Annotated in this window: 19 protein-coding genes; 18 read left to right on the top strand and 1 reads right to left on the bottom strand. The window is 69.5% G+C overall.

Annotated features, from left to right (window positions below; all coding sequences use genetic code 11):
- Positions 1-62 precede the first annotated feature (62 nt).
- Positions 63-926, bottom strand: coding sequence for an SAM-dependent methyltransferase (locus ABD366_RS24995; protein WP_324767405.1), 864 nt, complete (start codon positions 924-926; stop codon positions 63-65).
- Positions 927-1,173: 247 nt separating this feature from the next.
- On the opposite strand from ABD366_RS24995, the gene proS reads away from it, so the two are divergent.
- The 18 genes from proS to ABD366_RS24905 all read left to right on the top strand — a co-directional run bounded on the left by proS (position 1,174) and on the right by ABD366_RS24905 (position 15,986).
- Entirely contained in the window at positions 1,174-2,589 is a 1,416-nt protein-coding gene (gene proS / locus ABD366_RS24990; RefSeq protein WP_324767403.1) for a proline--tRNA ligase, read from the top strand.
- A gap of 258 nt (positions 2,590-2,847) precedes the next feature.
- Entirely contained in the window at positions 2,848-3,444 is a 597-nt protein-coding gene (locus tag ABD366_RS24985) for a hypothetical protein (protein WP_324767402.1), read from the top strand.
- Between the two features lie 253 nt (positions 3,445-3,697).
- Positions 3,698-4,120, top strand: a complete 423-nt coding sequence (gene rpsP, locus ABD366_RS24980; RefSeq protein WP_324767400.1) for a 30S ribosomal protein S16 — start codon at positions 3,698-3,700, stop codon at positions 4,118-4,120.
- A 2-nt stretch (positions 4,121-4,122) separates the two neighbouring features.
- Positions 4,123-4,362, top strand: coding sequence for an RNA-binding protein (locus ABD366_RS24975; protein ID WP_324767399.1), 240 nt, complete (start codon positions 4,123-4,125; stop codon positions 4,360-4,362).
- 107 nt (positions 4,363-4,469) lie between these two features.
- Entirely contained in the window at positions 4,470-5,057 is a 588-nt protein-coding gene (gene rimM / locus ABD366_RS24970) for a ribosome maturation factor RimM (protein WP_324767398.1), read from the top strand.
- Positions 5,054-5,875 carry a tRNA (guanosine(37)-N1)-methyltransferase TrmD gene (gene trmD / locus ABD366_RS24965; protein WP_324767396.1) on the top strand — a complete coding sequence of 274 codons (822 nt, stop codon included), beginning with the start codon at positions 5,054-5,056 and terminating at the stop codon, positions 5,873-5,875. The genes rimM and trmD overlap by 4 nt, the downstream gene beginning before the upstream one ends.
- A 132-nt stretch (positions 5,876-6,007) precedes the next feature.
- On the top strand, positions 6,008-6,358 hold the full coding sequence (rplS, locus tag ABD366_RS24960; RefSeq protein ID WP_164303143.1) for a 50S ribosomal protein L19: 351 nt from the start codon (positions 6,008-6,010) through the stop codon (positions 6,356-6,358).
- 66 nt (positions 6,359-6,424) lie between these two features.
- Positions 6,425-7,129 carry a signal peptidase I gene (lepB, locus tag ABD366_RS24955; protein WP_324767394.1) on the top strand — a complete coding sequence of 235 codons (705 nt, stop codon included), beginning with the start codon at positions 6,425-6,427 and terminating at the stop codon, positions 7,127-7,129.
- Positions 7,122-8,237, top strand: coding sequence for a signal peptidase I (gene lepB, locus ABD366_RS24950; RefSeq protein ID WP_324767393.1), 1,116 nt, complete (start codon positions 7,122-7,124; stop codon positions 8,235-8,237). Before lepB (ABD366_RS24955) ends, lepB (ABD366_RS24950) begins: the two co-directional genes overlap by 8 nt.
- A gap of 4 nt (positions 8,238-8,241) precedes the next feature.
- Positions 8,242-9,102 carry a signal peptidase I gene (lepB, locus tag ABD366_RS24945; RefSeq protein ID WP_411293651.1) on the top strand — a complete coding sequence of 287 codons (861 nt, stop codon included), beginning with the start codon at positions 8,242-8,244 and terminating at the stop codon, positions 9,100-9,102.
- Between the two features lie 92 nt (positions 9,103-9,194).
- Entirely contained in the window at positions 9,195-9,941 is a 747-nt protein-coding gene (lepB, locus tag ABD366_RS24940) for a signal peptidase I (RefSeq protein ID WP_324767391.1), read from the top strand.
- Positions 9,934-10,443, top strand: coding sequence for an NUDIX hydrolase (locus ABD366_RS24935; RefSeq protein ID WP_324767390.1), 510 nt, complete (start codon positions 9,934-9,936; stop codon positions 10,441-10,443). Before lepB (ABD366_RS24940) ends, ABD366_RS24935 begins: the two co-directional genes overlap by 8 nt.
- A 55-nt stretch (positions 10,444-10,498) precedes the next feature.
- Positions 10,499-10,807, top strand: coding sequence for a DUF2469 domain-containing protein (locus ABD366_RS24930; RefSeq protein WP_005311352.1), 309 nt, complete (start codon positions 10,499-10,501; stop codon positions 10,805-10,807).
- 125 nt (positions 10,808-10,932) lie between these two features.
- Positions 10,933-11,292, top strand: coding sequence for a YraN family protein (locus ABD366_RS24925; protein ID WP_324767475.1), 360 nt, complete (start codon positions 10,933-10,935; stop codon positions 11,290-11,292).
- A complete protein-coding gene (locus ABD366_RS24920) occupies positions 11,292-12,911 on the top strand; it encodes a YifB family Mg chelatase-like AAA ATPase (RefSeq protein WP_324767389.1) in 1,620 nt (539 codons plus the stop codon). The genes ABD366_RS24925 and ABD366_RS24920 overlap by 1 nt, the downstream gene beginning before the upstream one ends.
- The gene (dprA, locus tag ABD366_RS24915; RefSeq protein WP_324767388.1) at positions 12,908-14,089 is read left to right on the top strand and encodes a DNA-processing protein DprA; all 1,182 of its coding nucleotides are present in this window, start codon (positions 12,908-12,910) and stop codon (positions 14,087-14,089) included. The genes ABD366_RS24920 and dprA overlap by 4 nt, the downstream gene beginning before the upstream one ends.
- A gap of 363 nt (positions 14,090-14,452) precedes the next feature.
- The gene (gene whiG, locus ABD366_RS24910) at positions 14,453-15,292 is read left to right on the top strand and encodes an RNA polymerase sigma factor WhiG (RefSeq protein WP_324767387.1); all 840 of its coding nucleotides are present in this window, start codon (positions 14,453-14,455) and stop codon (positions 15,290-15,292) included.
- Between the two features lie 136 nt (positions 15,293-15,428).
- Positions 15,429-15,986: a TetR/AcrR family transcriptional regulator gene (locus tag ABD366_RS24905; protein WP_324767386.1), complete on the top strand. Its 558-nt coding sequence runs from the start codon at positions 15,429-15,431 to the stop codon at positions 15,984-15,986.
- Positions 15,987-16,188: the final 202 nt, after the last annotated feature.

Raw genomic sequence — 16,188 nt, 5'->3', positions numbered from 1 at the left:
GCCTGGCCGACAACTACTGAGCGCGCCGCAACAAGGCGGACCAGGCGCGCTGCATCAGTGATTCACGGCGTACGGGCAATCAAGTACCGGAAGACGTTCGGCATCCATACGGTGCCGTCCGAGCGCACATACGGTTGCAGCGCCTCGGTCACCTCCTTGTCCACCTGCGCCAGATCCGTCGCACCCACCGCCGCGTCGAACAGCCCGGTGGACAACAGACCGCGCACCGCGCTCTCCGCGTCCGCGTACCCGAAGGGGCACGCCACACGTCCCGAGCCGTCGGGTCGCAGCCCTGCCCGCTGAGCCACTTCTTCCAGGTCGTCCCTCAGAGCGGGCCGCCAACTGCCCGTACTACGTAGCGGGTCGGCGAGTTTTGTGGCCACCCGTAGGACGGACGACGAGGTGCAGCGCTCGGGTGGACCCCACCCGACGAGCACCACGTATGCGCCCCGCTCCGCCAGCGGCGCCACGCTCTCCAGAAGCGTGGACAGGCCGGCCGAGTCACCGGCCATGCAGCCGATCGGTTGGAAGGCGGTGATCAAGTTGTACGGAGGCTCGTCCGGCACGGCGACCGTGATGCCGTCCTCGCCGCCGTCCGTCAGCCGGGCCGCGCCAGGGCCGCGCCGTTCCCCCTCAGGAGGCAGCAGCCGGTCCCGGGCGAGTGCCAGGCGCTCGGGTTCCGTGGGCTCGACGCCGGTCACGGCGGCGCCGCGCGAGGCCGCCATGAGCAGGGCCAGGCCGGAACCGCAGTCGAGGCCCAGGAGCCGGGTGCCAGAACCGACCTCGAGCCGCTCGTACACCGCTTCGTAGACAGGAACCAGCATCCGCTCCTGGATCTCTGACCAGTCACGCGCGCGTGCGCACAGGTCCACGCGCGGCGCGGGGGCCGCGTGGGGAAGGTGTCGCCGCACGAGCGTAGGTGTCATCGAAAATGCCCCAATCCGCCGAGAGATGCCGAGAGTTGTCGCTGTGGTGTGAAGACCGTTTTCGCGCGCTGCTCGCACTCCCCCCGTAAGCCAGAGAACTCCGCATCGTCCGTCACGTCTAGGGGGTGTTTGGCAGGTGTGCCGACAATGCGCGCATGCACCGTCGTGCGCCCCCGCAGGCGGCGGGGCGGGCATCCGGGCGAAAAGGATTCGGGTGCGCCGTGGCCCGCGCCGTAGCATGCGCGCCATGGCCAAAGCCCCTGTTCTCACGCCCCAGGCGGAAGACTTCCCGCGCTGGTACCAGGACCTGATCTCCAAGGCCGAACTGGCCGACAACGGCCCGGTGCGCGGCACGATGGTCATCCGGCCGTACGGCTACGGGCTGTGGGAGCGGATGCAGCAGGACATGGACGCCCGCATCAAGGAGACGGGCACGCAGAACGCGTACTTCCCGCTCCTGATCCCGCAGTCCTACCTGGCCAGGGAGGCCGACCACGTCGAGGGCTTCGCGCCCGAGCTGGCCGTGGTCACCCACGGAGGCGGCAAGGAACTGGAGGAGCCCGCCGTCGTCCGCCCCACCTCCGAGATGATCGTCAACGACTACTTCGCCAAGTGGGTCCAGAGCTACCGCGATCTCCCGCTGCTCATCAACCAGTGGGCCAATGTGGTGCGTTGGGAACTACGCCCCCGGCTCTTCCTGCGTACGACGGAATTCCTGTGGCAGGAAGGCCATACGGCGCACGCGACGTACGAGGAGGCGCGCGATTTCGCGGCACGCATCCATCGGCACGTTTACGCGGACTTCATGGAGAACGTGCTCGCCATGGATGTCGTCCTGGGACGCAAGACACCCAAGGAGCGCTTCGCCGGCGCCATCAACACCCTCACCCTCGAAGGGATGATGGGCGACGGCAAGGCCCTCCAGATGGGCACCAGCCACGAACTCGGCCAGAACTTCGCCAAGGCGTTCCACACCCAGTACCTGTCCAAGGAAGGCAAGCAGGAGCTGGTCTGGCAGACCTCCTGGGGCTCGACGACCCGCATGATCGGCGCCCTGGTGATGATGCACGGCGACGACAAGGGGCTGCGCGTACCGCCCAGGCTCGCCCCCGTTCAGGTCGTCGTGCTCGCCATCAAGGGCGACGAGGCCGTTCTCGCCAAGGTCCGCGAGATCGGCGACACCCTGAAGGCGGCCGGCATCCGCGTCCGGATCGACGACCGTACGGACACCCCCTTCGGGCGCCGCGCGGTCGACTGGGAGCTCAAGGGCGTCCCCGTACGCGTCGAGGTCGGGCCCCGCGACCTGGAGAGCGGCACCGCGATGCTCGTCCGCCGCATCCCCGGCGGCAAGGAAGCCGTGGCCGTCGACGCCCTGGCCGCACTGCTGCCCACCGTCCTGGAGCAGGACCAGGCGCTGCTCCTCAAGGAATCGCGAGAGCGCCGCGAGTCCCGTACGAGCGATGTCGCGACCATTGAAGACGCGATCGAGGTGGCCACCGCCGGCGGATGGGCGCGCATCCCGTGGGCGACACTCGGCGAGACGGGCGAAGCGACTCTCGCCGAGCACGCGGTGTCCGTACGGTGTCTGCTCGCCGCGGACGGGGCGGTGCCGGAGTCCGACGACGCACCCGGTAACGTCGCGGTCGTGGCACGCGCCTACTGAGCGACCTGTAGTCATGCGGAAGCGGCTGAAACGTCCCTTGCGTAGCTGACAGATACGTACGCCCCGGCGCGAGTGGTCCATCTACGCGCCGGGCGTACGTGTTACTACGCACCACCTTGTTGCGAGCTGTGCGGCTTCTCCGCAGATCAGCGCACCCGCCCTCGTCCGGATACATGAGCGGCAACTGACTGGTACGTGCAAAATATTTGGGATGCCCCGGAATAGGAACACAGAGGCACTCCGGCTCGTTGTCACGACGTGAGCACGACACCACCTGTTCTCGCCGCAGAGCTGGCAGGGGCGTGGGCCGACATTCAGCGGCACCACCCCGAACTGCCGGATCTTGCCGCGCCCGAATCCCTGATCGGGGAGTCGTCGTCCGCCTGCGGGCACGAGCTCTCCTTCGAGCGACTCCTCCATGAGGCAGTCCATGGCATCGCTGCCGCGCGCGGAATCCGCGACACCTCGCGCGCCGGCCGGTACCACAACCGCAGATTCCTGGCCATCGCCGAGGAGTTGGGCCTCGACCACCCCGAGGAGCCGCACCCCAGTAGTGGCTTCTCACTGGTCACACTCAACTCCGAGGCCAAGCAGCGCTACCGGCAGACCATCGAGCGACTGCACCGCGCCCTCAAGGCGCACACCGTCGCGACCGCCGCGGACACCAAGCGCAGCTTCCGCGGCCCGGCCGCCCGGCACGGCTCCTCCGGGGGCGGCGTCCGCGTCAAGGCCGTCTGCGACTGCGGCCGCAATGTCCGCGTCGTGCCGTCGGTGCTCGCCCAGGCTCCGATCATGTGCGGCGGATGCGGCAAGCCGTTCCGCATCCCGGAGGTCGTCGGAGCCGCCGTGGGCTGACGGCCCGATGACTGGTGGGGCGGCCGAAGGCAACACCTGCCTGCGCGAACGCACCTGCTCGAACACGGTGGGGGAGCTCAGGGGAGGATTCGGCCGCCCCGTCGACGTATGGCACAATGGCTAGCTGTACTCGACAGTCGCATAGGACCCCTCTCTCCTCCGGCTGACGCGTCCGTCGGGCACTCGGGTACCGCAACCCCACGCGGCAATCTCGCCGTGCCCACCCACGTCAAGACCAGGAGACACCACTTCCGTGGCAGTCAAGATCAAGCTGAAGCGTCTGGGCAAGATCCGTGCGCCTCACTACCGCATCGTCGTCGCCGACTCCCGTACCCGCCGTGACGGCCGGGCCATCGAGGAGATCGGCCTGTACCACCCGGTGCAGAACCCGTCGCGCATCGAGGTCGACTCGGAGCGCGCGCAGTACTGGCTGAGTGTCGGCGCGCAGCCGACCGAGCCGGTCATGGCCATCCTGAAGCTCACCGGTGACTGGCAGAAGCACAAGGGTCTGCCCGCCCCGGAGCCGCTGAAGGTCGCCGAGCCGAAGAAGGCGCGTCCCTCCTTCGAGGCGCTCGCCACGGCCGACGAGCCCAAGGGTGAGGCCATCACTCAGAAGAAGAAGGCTGAGAAGAAGGACGAGGCCCCCGAGGCTGCGTCCGAGTCGACCGAGGCCTGAGCATGCTCGAGGAGGCTCTTGAGCACCTCGTGAAGGGCATTGTCGACAACCCCGACGACGTGCAGGTCGCCTCGCGCAACCTGCGGCGTGGGCGCGTACTCGAGGTCAGGGTTCACCCCGACGACCTCGGCAAGGTGATCGGCCGTAACGGCCGCACCGCGCGTGCTCTGCGTACTGTCGTGGGCGCCATCGGCGGCCGCGGTGTCCGCGTCGACCTCGTCGACGTCGACCAGGCTCGCTGACAAAGTTGAACACCGGCTCGGGCCGGGGAGGGCTTACGAGCCGTCCCCGGCCCTAGTCGTTTCACCGGCCCAGTCGTATGACAGGCATGACAGGAGAGTCACCGATCGTGCAGTTGGTAGTCGGGCGCATCGGCCGCGCCCACGGCATCAAGGGCGACGTCACCATCGAGGTGCGCACCGACGAGCCCGAGCTGCGGCTCGGCCCCGGTGCGGTGCTCGCCACCGACCCCGCCGCCACCGGGCCGCTCACCATCGCGTCCGGCCGTGTCCACAGCGGCCGGCTGCTGCTGCGCTTCGAGGGCGTCAGCGACCGGACCGGGGCGGAGGCGCTGCGCAACACCCTCCTGATCGCCGAGGTCGACCCGGAGGAGCTGCCGGAGGACCCGGAGGAGTTCTACGACCACCAGCTGATGGACCTCGACGTGGTCACGGCCGACGGCATCGAGGTCGGCCGCATCACGGAGATCTCGCACCTGCCCTCGCAGGACCTGTTCATCGTGGAGCGGCCCGACGGCAGCGAGGTCATGATCCCGTTCGTCGAGGAGATCGTCACCGAGATCGACCTCGAGGAGCAGAAGGCGGTCATCACCCCGCCGCCCGGCCTCATCGACGACCAGGCGGAGATCGTCTCCAGCCGTGACGCCGATGCCGATGCCGACACCGACGCCGATGCCGCGGAGGACGAGTCCGCATGAGGCTCGACGTCGTCACGATCTTCCCCGAGTACCTCGAACCGCTGAACGTCTCGCTCGTCGGCAAGGCACGCGCGCGTGGGCAACTCGATGTCCACCTGCACGACTTGAGGGAGTGGACGTACGACCGGCACAACACGGTCGACGACACCCCCTACGGCGGCGGCCCCGGCATGGTCATGAAGACCGACCCCTGGGGCGCGGCCCTCGACGACGTACTGGCCGACGGGTACGAGAACGGGGCCCGGGGGCCCGTCCTGGTCGTCCCCACGCCCAGCGGGCGCCCCTTCACGCAGGAACTCGCCGTGGAGCTCTCCGAGCGGCCCTGGCTGGTCTTCACGCCCGCGCGCTACGAGGGCATCGACCGCCGCGTCATCGACGAGTACGCGACCCGTATGCCCGTCTACGAAGTCTCCATCGGCGACTACGTCCTCGCGGGCGGAGAAGCCGCGGTGCTCGTGATCACGGAGGCGGTCGCCCGCCTGCTGCCCGGCGTACTCGGCAACGCCGCCTCGCACCAGGACGACTCCTTCGCGCCCGGCGCCATGGCGAACCTCCTGGAGGGACCCGTCTACACCAAGCCGCCGGAGTGGCGCGGGCGGGACATCCCGGACGTGCTCCTCAGCGGCCATCATGGCAAGATCGCGCGCTGGCGCCGGGACGAGGCGCTGCGCCGCACCGTGCGCAACCGGCCGGACCTCGTCCGGCGCACGGACCCGAAAGCCTTCGACAAGAGGGACCGCGAGATGCTCTCGATCCTCGGGTGGCGGCCGGGTCCCGACGGGCGATTTGGGCCAACGCCCGAGGCCGTGGAAGAATAGGCCGCTGCTGTACGTCCAGCCTGCGCCCCTGCCACAGGGGGAACGACGCTAGGCCCGACGCGATCAGCTACCGAAACTCATCGCATACCTCCCGCCGATGACCTGTGGCATCGGTGAAGAAAGCAGACGATCATGACTCACCTGCTCGACTCCGTCGACGCCGCGTCGCTGCGCAGCGACCTCCCGGCCTTCCGCCCGGGTGACACCGTCAACGTCCACGTCCGCGTCATCGAGGGCAACCGCTCCCGTGTGCAGCAGTTCAAGGGCGTAGTCATCCGCCGCCAGGGCGCCGGCGTCCGCGAGACCTTCACGGTCCGCAAGGTCTCCTTCTCCGTGGGCGTCGAGCGCACCTTCCCGGTGCACACGCCGATCGTCGAGAAGATCGAGCTTGTGACCAAGGGTGACGTCCGCCGCGCCAAGCTGTACTACCTGCGCGACCTGCGCGGCAAGGCCGCGAAGATCAAGGAGAAGCGCGAGAACTGATCTCGCGCCCGCGAGATCACCTCTCGCGGACGGCGTCACAGCGCGGCCGGATAACATCTGGCCACGATGGACACCGAAGCACAGCATGCGGAGCGCGATCGCTCCTCCGAGCCCTCGATGAGCACCTCAGCGGGCGAGGAGGACCGGTCGCGCTCCTCTTTGCTGTCCGGGGTCGCCGCCTGGCTGCCGGGCGGCCGCGTCACGCTGACGCTGCTTGCGTGCATGGCGTTCCTCTTGGCGTTCAGCGTCTTCGTGATGCAGCCGTTCCAGATTCCCAGCAGCTCCATGGAGAGCACGTTGAGGGTCGGGGACCGCGTTCTCGTAAATAAGTTGGCGTACCGTTTCGGTGCCGAACCGGGGCGGGGGGACGTGGTCGTCTTCGACGGCAGCGGGTACTTCGGTGATGCCGACTACATCAAGCGTGTCGTCGGCGTAGGGGGCGACCGCGTGGTCTGCTGCGACAGCAAGGGGAGGATCGAGGTGAACGGGGAGTCCGTGAACGAGCGCTCCTTGTTGCACGCGGGAGACGCCCCTTCGGAAGTGCCGTTCGACATTGAAGTTCCCGACGGAACCCTCTTTCTGCTCGGCGACCACCGCAGTGACAGCCGCGACTCCCGCGACTACCTGGGCGCTCCCGGCGGCGGTTACATCCCGGTCGACCGGGTGATCGGCAGGGCTCAGTGGATCGCCTGGCCCGCCGGACACTGGCACTCCTTGTCGCGTGCTGACGTCTACGCGCGCGTGCCCACACCCGGCGGTGCCCATGGGTAGGCGTGGGAAGGCACGCGCCGGCCACGCCTCCGACGACCAGCTGCCCACCGGAAGCCGGCCCACCAGCGACCAGCCGCTGCCCGGCCGCGCCGAGCGACGCAAACTCGCCCGCAAGGTGAAGCGGCGCAGACGGCGCTCCGCGATCAAGGAGATACCCCTCCTCATAGGCGTGGCCCTGCTCATCGCGCTCGTCCTGAAGACGTTCCTCATACAGGCCTTCGTGATCCCGTCGGGCTCCATGGAGCAGACGATCAAGATCGGTGACCGCGTCGTCGTCGACAAGCTCACCCCGTGGTTCGGCGCGAAGGTGCAGCGCGGTGATGTCGTCGTCTTCCGGGATCCCGGAAAGTGGCTCGAGCAGGAGACCGGCCCGACGAAGGAGGCCCCGGTCGGTGTCAAGCAGATCAAGACGGGCCTGACCTGGATCGGCCTGTTGCCGTCGGACAATGAGCGCGACCTCATCAAGCGCGTCGTCGGGGTCGGCGGCGACACCGTGAAGTGCTGCGACAAGCAGGGCCGCGTCACGGTCAACGGGGTCCCGCTGAACGAGACTTCGTACATTCACCCGGGCAACGCCCCCTCCAAGTTCGACTTCTCGGTGAAGGTGCCCGAGGGGCGGCTGTTCATGATGGGGGACCACCGCGCGAACTCCGCGGACTCGCGCTATCACCTCACCGACAAGTTCAACGGGACGGTCTCCGAGGAGTCCGTGGTCGGCCGCGCCCGGTGGATCGTGTGGCCCGTCGGGCACTGGACAGGACTGGCGGAGCCGGACACGTTCGCGGCGGTGGCCGACGCGCATGGCGACGGGTCGGCCGCGGCCGTCGGTACGTCGCATAGGCTGGCTACCGCGAACAGCGCCGTATCGAGTTCGAAGGCACCGAATTCGGACGGATCGATCCCCCTCCCGACCCCTGCGGAACTCCCGCTCGTTATGGGAATGGTGGGCCTGCATCGCGTAGGGATCAGGCAGCGGCACGGAGTGAGGAGTGGATGTGGGGGACTTGGCGGTCGGCGCACGGTCAGGGCATGGACCCGAGGAGCAGCCCGGGCGATCCGACGACGCGGCGAGTCCGGCCGTGACGGATCGCGTCCCCGAGGAGGGTGACGCGATGGAGCCGGCACCAGGGAGTGCGGCGGGATCCGGGAGCGACGAGGCCGCGAGCAAGCAGAAGAAGCCCCGCTCCTTCTGGAAGGAGCTGCCGCTCCTCATCGTCATCGCCCTCGTCCTCGCGTTGGTGATCAAGACGTTCCTGGTCCAGGCGTTCTCGATCCCGTCGGCTTCGATGGAGAACACGCTGCAGATCGGCGACCGTGTGCTCGTCGACAAGCTCACTCCGTGGTTCGGCTCGGAGCCCGAGCGCGGCGAGGTCATCGTCTTCCACGACCCGGACGGGTGGCTGGAGGGCGAGCCGACGCCGGAGCCGAACGCGGTGCAGCAGGTTCTCAGCTGGGTCGGTCTGATGCCGTCCGCCGACGAGAAGGACCTCATCAAGCGTGTCGTCGGCGTCGGTGGCGACACCATCGAGTGCAACGGCACGGGCCCGCTCAAGGTCAACGGCAATGCGCTCAGCGAGCCGTACGTGTACGCGGGCAACACCCCGTGCACCGCTGACAACGTGGGCGGGACCTTCAAGGTGAAGGTTCCTGAAGGCAAAGTTTGGGTCATGGGCGACCACCGCCAGGACTCGATGGACTCCCGCTACCACCAGAGCGACAAGAACAGTGGCTTCGTGCCGGTCGACAACGTCGTGGGCCGTGCCATCGTCGTCGCCTGGCCGCCCACGCACTGGTCGACACTGCCGGTGCCGGACACCTTCGACCAGCCGGGCATCAACGCCGCGGCGGGCGCGGCCCCGGGCGCGCTCGGGCTCGCGGGCGCGGTGCCGTTCGTCCTGTGGCGCAGGCGCAAGATCAACCAGCGCCTTACCGAGGGGAACACCAGGGTTTCTGCCACCGAAACCGCCGGGTAGGGTGCCGTCCCAGATCGCCGATCTTCCGTGGTCCGCGCCGTTCCGAGGCCGGACCCCGGAGATCGATTTCTCCGACGCGGGGAGCAACTGGGATGAGCAGGACACGTCGTACGGGCGAGGGCCACGGCGGGGTCGGCAGCACGCTGTCGGGCATAGCCGTGGGCCTCGGCTGTGTGCTGTTCCTCGGCGGATTCGTATGGGGCGCCATCGTCTACCAGCCGTACACGGTGCCCACCGACTCGATGTCGCCGACGATCGGCGCGGGCGACCGCGTCCTCGCCCAGCGCATCGACGGCAGCGAGGTCAAGCGTGGTGACGTCGTCGTCTTCCAGGAGGCCACCTGGGGCGACATGCCGATGGTCAAGCGCGTCGTCGGCATCGGCGGCGATGAGGTCGCCTGCTGCACGGACGGCAAGCTGACGGTCAACGGCAAGAAGATTGAAGAACCGTATCTGCCGACCGGTACCAACGCCGCGCTCACCGGTATCAAGTCCACGACCGTCCCCAAGGGCCGACTGTTCCTGCTTGGCGACGAGCGCAGCGGGTCCCTCGACTCCACCGTCCACCTCGGCGACGCCGACCACGGCTCGGTGGAGCGCGGCGCCGTGCGGGCCCGGGTGGACGCGGTGGCCTGGCCGATGGACGGTTTCGGCATGCTGGAGAAGCCCACCGCTTTCGAGGCGCTGCCCGGTGGGATCTCGCAGCCGGGACCGCTCACTCCTGTGGTGACGGCCGTCGTCGCGGGAGCGGTCCTCGTCCTTGCGGGCGCCGCGTACGGGCCCATCGCCAGGCGGGCGCGGCGGTCCCGCACCAGGGACTCGGAGCCGGTCCGTGCCTGAGCAGGGGCACGCCTTGCGCCGGGTGGCGCGGGTCGTGCTGCTCGACCCGGAGAACCGCGTACTGCTGCTGCACGGGCACGAGCCCGGCGACAGGGCGGACGACTGGTGGTTCACGCCGGGCGGCGGTCTGGAGGGCGACGAGACGCGTGAACAGGCGGCGCTGCGGGAACTCGCGGAGGAGACCGGCATCACCGACGTGGAGCTGGGTCCCGTGCTGTGGCAGCGGATCTGCTCGTTCCCGTTCGACGGGCGGCGCTGGGACCAGGACGAGTGGTACTTCCTGGCGCGCACGGCTTCCTCGACGGTGCGACCGGAGATCAACGAGGCGGGCCTGACCGACCTGGAACGCCGTAGTGTCGCCGGAGCGCGCTGGTGGACGTACCGGGAACTGACCGAGGCGCATGAGACGGTGTATCCGACCAGACTCGCCGAGCTGCTGAACCGGCTGTTCGACGAAGGTCCCCCCGGCCGGCCGCTGGTCCTCGATACGGAAATCGCCTAGAGGCTGCAGAGGCTGGCGCACAATAGGGGGACGCACGGCTGAAGGGGAACATGCCATGAGCGCCGAGGACCTCGAGAAGTACGAGACCGAGATGGAGCTGAAGCTCTACCGGGAGTACCGCGATGTCGTCGGGCTGTTCAAATACGTGATCGAGACCGAGCGGCGTTTCTACCTCACCAACGACTACGAGATGCAGGTGCACTCGGTTCAGGGCGAGGTGTTCTTCGAGGTGTCGATGGCGGATGCGTGGGTCTGGGACATGTACCGGCCGGCGCGGTTCGTGAAGCAGGTCCGGGTGCTCACGTTCAAGGACGTGAATATCGAGGAGCTCAACAAGAGCGACCTGGAACTTCCGGGCAGCTGAGCCCCACCCAGGTGTGTGACGGGGTTTTCCACAACCCCTGAGTAGTTCACCAAGATCCACTCCGGTCGAGCCCGTGCGTCAGCGTGGGCGTCGGAGGTGGTGCCGACGTGAACGCACGGGGCGCGATGGGAAAGTACGGCGAGGATCTGGCCGCGAGGCGGCTGACCGACGCCGGGATGACGGTGCTCACGCGGAACTGGCGAGCGGGGCGGACGGGCGAGCTCGACATCGTGGCGCGGGACGGCGACGCGATCGTCGTGTGCGAGGTCAAGACCCGCAGGGGGCGCGGCACGGAGGGTGACGCCTTCGAGCACCCCATGGCCGCGATCACCCCACTCAAGGCCCGACGGCTCCGGGCGCTCGCGGAGCGCTGGGTGCAGGAGCACGGGGGAGCGCCACCGGGCGGAGTCCGGATCGATCTCGTCGGCGTTCTGCTGCCCGAGCGCGGAGCTCCGCGCGTCGAGCACGTGCGGGGGGTGTCCTGATGGGATTCGCGCGTACTTGTTCGGTGGCCCTGGTGGGCGTCGAGGGCGTCGTCGTCGAGGTGCAGGCGGATCTGGAGCCGGGCATCGCCGCGTTCACGCTCGTGGGGCTGCCGGACAAGAGCCTCGTCGAGAGCCGCGACCGGGTCAGGGCCGCGGTGGTCAACTCCGGGGCGGAGTGGCCGCAGAAGAAGCTGACGGTGGGACTCAGCCCGGCGTCCGTGCCCAAGGGTGGCAGCGGGTTCGACCTGGCTGTCGCCTGCGCGGTCCTCGGCGCGGCCGAGCGGATCGATCCGCGTGTCCTCGCCGACATCGTGATGATCGGGGAGCTGGGTCTCGACGGGCGGGTGCGACCGGTGCGGGGTGTGCTGCCGGCCGTCCTCGCCGCGGCCGACGCGGGGTACGAGCAGGTCGTGGTCCCCGAGTGCACCGCCGGTGAGGCGACGCTGGTGCCGGGCGTCTCCGTGCTCGGTGTCCGCAGCCTGCGGCAGCTCATCGCCGTGCTCACGGACGAGCCGGTGCCGGACGAGGAGCCGGACGAGCGCGGCCGTCCCGATCCGATGCTCGCCGGTCTGTCCATGCCGGGCAGCGGCGCGGGCACCGGCCTCGGCGGACCGCTGAACGACGGGCACGGACTCGACCTGGCCGACGTCGTAGGCCAGCTGTCGGCCCGGACCGCTATCGAGGTCGCCGCGGCGGGCGGACACCATGTGATGCTCTCGGGCCCGCCGGGAGCGGGCAAGACGATGCTCGCCGAGCGGCTGCCGACCGTCCTGCCCCCGCTCACCCGCGTGGAGTCCCTGGAGGTCACAGCGATCCACTCGGTGGCCGGCATGCTGCCACCGGGCAAATCGATGATCGACACACCGCCCTACTGCGCACCCCACCACTCGGCGACCATGCAGTCCCTCGTAGGCGGCGGGCCCGGGGTGGCGCGGCCGGGAGCGGTGTCGCTGTCACACAGAGGGGTGCTCTTCCTGGACGAAGCGCCTGAATTCAGCGGCCGCGCACTCGACGCCCTACGTCAGCCGCTCGAAGCGGGGCACGTCGTGATCGCCCGTAGCGCCGGGGTGGTGCGGTTGCCCGCGCGCTTCCTGATGGCGCTCGCCGCGAACCCGTGTCCCTGTGGGCAGTACCGGGCCCTGGGCGGTGAGTGCGACTGCGCGCCCGCCACCGTGCGGCGTTACCAGGCGCGACTGTCCGGGCCCCTGCTCGACCGGGTCGATCTGCGGGTCGAGGTGGACGCGGTCACCCGTAACGAACTGTCCGGGTACGGGCCGCGGGGCGAAAGCACCCAGGTGGTCGCCGACCGGGTCCGGGCAGCCAGGGAGCGGGCGGTGGCCCGGTACGCGGACACGCCCTGGCGGACCAACAGCGAAGTGCCGGGGCACGCCTTGCGTACGCGGTGGCCCGCCGCGCCCGGCGCCCTGGACGAAGCGGAGATGGATCTGGAGCGCGGCTTCCTGACCGCCCGCGGGCTCGACCGGGTCCTACGAGTGGCTTGGACCGTGGCCGACCTCTCCGGACACGACCGGCCCTTCGCGCAGGACGTGGCGCTCGCACTGCAACTGCGGACCGGGATCTCCCGCGGTGTGCCGATGACGATCGGAGCCGGCTCGTGACGGGGGCGCACGTCCCGGACGCGGTGCGCCTCGCGCGGGCCCGGCTGACCCGGATCGTCGAGCCGGGCTGGGACGTGGCCGGTCACTGGCTCAGGGAGTTCGGCCCCCTGGAGACCGTCCGGCGCATCGACGAGGCCGACGAAAAGGCGGAGGGACCGCTGCCGCTGCCGGGCGTACGAGCCGAGCGCTGGGCCGGGCTCCTCGCGCGGGCCCGAGATGCACCCCCTGCGGAGCGGGACCTGGCGCGGGTGGAGAAGCTCGGGGCGCGGTTCGTGTGTCCGGGGGACGCCGAGTGGCCGGGACAACTGGACGATTTGGGGGACGAGCGGCCCGTCGGGCTATGGGTGCGGGGCGGGGCGAATCTGCGGATGTGGGCGCTGCGCTCGGTGGCCGTGGTCGGGGCGCGGGCGTGCACGGACTACGGGGTCCGGATGGGCGCGAGTCTCGGAGCAGGACTGGCGGAGCGCGGCTGGGTCGTGGTCTCCGGCGGTGCGTACGGGATCGACGCGGCGGCGCACCGCGGGGCGCTCGGTGCCGCGGGGGTCACCGTCGCGGTGCTCGCCTGTGGGGTCGACCGTGTCTATCCGCGCGGGCACGCCCAGTTGATCGACAGGATCGCGGAACAGGGACTCGTGGTCGGCGAGTTGCCGCCGGGTGATCATCCGACGCCCAGCCGCTTCATCCTGCGGAACCGGGTGATCGCCGCGCTGACCAGGGGCACGGTCGTGGTCGAGGCGGCCTACCGCAGCGGCGCGCTGGGCACGGCTCGTTGGGCCCAGCGTCTGGGGCGGCACGCGATGGGGGTGCCGGGCCCGGTGACCAGCGGAGTCTCCGCCGGGGTGCACGAACTGCTGCGCAAGGAAGGTGCGCTGGTGACCGACGCGGAGGAAGTCATCGAACTGGTCGGCGCGATCGGCGAGCTGGCCCCGGAGCGCCGCGGGCCCGTGCTGCCGCGGGATCTGCTGTCGCCGGCCACGGCCCGTGTGCTCGCCGCGTTGCCCGCGCGAGGGATGCACACCGTCGCCAAGATCGCTTCGGAGGCCGGGGGAAGCACGGACGACACGATCGGGAGGTTGTACGAACTGCGCTCGTTGGGGTTCGTCGAACGACACGGCGATGGCTGGCAGTTGACACGCCAGGCGAACGGCTCGGTGTTTTCGGACGGAGGGCTCCCCTGACGCAGAGTATTGCGCCGTCCGGATGACCCCCCGATGACCTTGGCAGTTCCGGTAGTTGGCGGATCGACCCGATCACGTACGGCGACGGAAGCGCCCGCGCAAGTCCCCCAACGGAACGTATCTGCGCGCGTACGATCCCATAGCCTTCGCACACTGCGACACTCCAGTCACGCTACGCTCACCAGCATTCGGGGTTCGTTCCCTCATTCCGTAATCAGGCAGGCGGTTCGGAACCAGTCACCACCAGACGGGCAAGACGGCATCTTCATCAGCAAAGCGACTCCAGCGACCACAGTTCAGGCCACGCACCCCGGCTCCCTCTCCGACTCCGTCGGTACGCAGCAGAACGGCACAAGGCGGCGCATGCCACAGCACACCTCCGGATCCGACCGGGCGGCGGTCCCTCCCGCCGCCCGCGGCTCCAGCGTGCGGCCTCCGGCCCCCACCTCACTCGAGGAGCTGTGGAGGTCGTACAAAGCGACCGGCGACGAGCGATTGCGCGAGCAGCTGATCCTGCACTACTCGCCGCTGGTCAAGTACGTCGCCGGCCGGGTCAGTGTGGGGCTGCCGCCCAATGTCGAGCAGGCCGACTTCGTCTCGTCCGGGGTTTTCGGGCTGATCGACGCGATCGAGAAGTTCGACATCGAGCGCGAGATCAAGTTCGAGACGTACGCGATCACCCGGATCCGCGGCGCGATGATCGACGAGCTGCGTGCCCTGGACTGGATCCCGCGGTCCGTGCGGCAGAAGGCGCGCAATGTCGAGCGGGCCTACGCGACGCTCGAGGCCCGGTTGCGGCGCAGTCCGTCGGAGACCGAGGTCGCCGAGGAGATGGGGGTCGCGCTGGAGGAACTGCACGCTGTTTTCAGCCAGTTGTCGTTGGCGAACGTAGTGGCGCTCGAGGAGCTGCTGCACGTCGGCGGCGAGGGCGGGGACCGGCTCAGCCTCATGGACACCCTTGAGGACCGGGCGGCGGACAATCCGGTGGAGGTCGCCGAGGACCGGGAGCTGCGGCGGTTCCTGGCGCGCGCGATCAACACGCTGCCGGAGCGGGAGAAGACCGTCGTGACGCTCTACTACTACGAGGGCCTGACTCTCGCCGAGATCGGCAATGTGCTCGGGGTCACGGAGAGCCGGGTCAGTCAGATCCACACGAAGTCGGTGTTGCAGCTGAGAGCGAAGCTGGCCAGTTTCGGTCGGTGAGTGGCCGGAGACCGCTGGTGGTGAATCGTCCCTGCCGGGCCCCGGGCGGGCCGACCGCGTGGGGTGGCCGGTGAGACTCCCGTCCCGGGCGGCGCGTCCGTAAAGTGGAGCTGTGCCAAGGATTCGAGCGGCCTCTGTGGCCGAGCACCGGTCGATGCAGCGCGGCGCCCTTTTGGACGCGGCGCGTTCCCTGTTGTCCGAAGGGGGGACGGAGGCGCTGACGTTTCCCGCGCTGGCTGAGCGGACGGGGCTCGCGCGGTCGTCCGTGTACGAGTACTTCAAGTCCCGCGCGGCGGTGGTCGAGGAGCTGTGCGAGGTCGACTTCCCGGTGTGGGCCGCGGAGGTCGAGGACGGGATGGCGCGGGCCGACACGCCTGAGGGCAAGGTCGAGGCGTATGTGCGGGAGCAGCTGTCCCTGGTCGGGGACCGGCGGCACCGCGCCGTGGTGGCCATCTCGGCGAGCGAGCTGGACGCGGGGGCGCGCGAGAAGATCCGGGCCGCGCACGGCGGGCTCGTCGCCATGATCGTCGAGGCACTCGCGGAGATGGGGCATGAGCAGCCCCGGCTCGCCGCGATGCTGCTGCAGGGCGTGGTCGACGCGGCGGTGCGGCGGATCGAGCTCGGCGCGGCGGAGGATCCGGGCGTGATTGTGGATGCGGCCGTGGGGATGGCGCTGCGGGGCGTTCGGGGCTGAGGTCGGAGTCCTGACCGGGCGGGAGCGCTCACCTCGTCCTCCGGGGCGGGGTCGGCGGTTGCCGCGTGTCCAGTGTCTAAGGTCGGCGGATGCCCAGTGCCTGGAGTCGGCGGCTGCCTCGCGTCGAGCGGCCGGGGTCAGTGGTCGCCTCATCCGCGGGTGCCCGGTGTCGCCGGCTGCCTCATTTCCAGCCCAGCGTCAG

It is taken from the genome of Streptomyces kunmingensis, assembly GCF_039533535.1.
Lineage (GTDB): Bacteria > Actinomycetota > Actinomycetes > Streptomycetales > Streptomycetaceae > Streptomyces > Streptomyces kunmingensis.
Note: the sequence above shows the minus strand (reverse complement) of the source record. Positions and strands in the feature narration are given on the sequence as shown.